General features: G+C 52.5%; 1 tRNA gene. It reads left to right on the forward strand.

Annotated elements, in window-relative coordinates:
- Positions 1–37: 37 nt before the first annotated feature.
- Positions 38–112 (forward strand) — tRNA-Glu (locus MUG06_RS22775).
- Positions 113–236 lie beyond the last annotated feature (124 nt).

Here is a 236-nt window from a genome sequence, read left to right on the forward strand (position 1 = left end):
TGAGCAAGACGGCTGCGAAGTCGTGACACACCTTTGTGTCCCCTTCGTCTAGCGGTTAGGACACTGCCCTTTCACGGCGGTAACAGGGGTTCGAATCCCCTAGGGGACGCCACTTGCTTGGTGACAGGTGAAAGGTGTCTCCACAAAATATCTCAAAGCCGGCTTTTCAGCCGTGTTTGAGATATTGCTCTTTAACAATCCGGAACAAGCTGAAAATTGAAACGACGCGCGCCGCA

It is taken from the genome of Pantoea sp. MQR6, from assembly GCF_022761075.1.
Taxonomy (GTDB): Bacteria; Pseudomonadota; Gammaproteobacteria; order Enterobacterales; family Enterobacteriaceae; genus Pantoea; species Pantoea phytostimulans.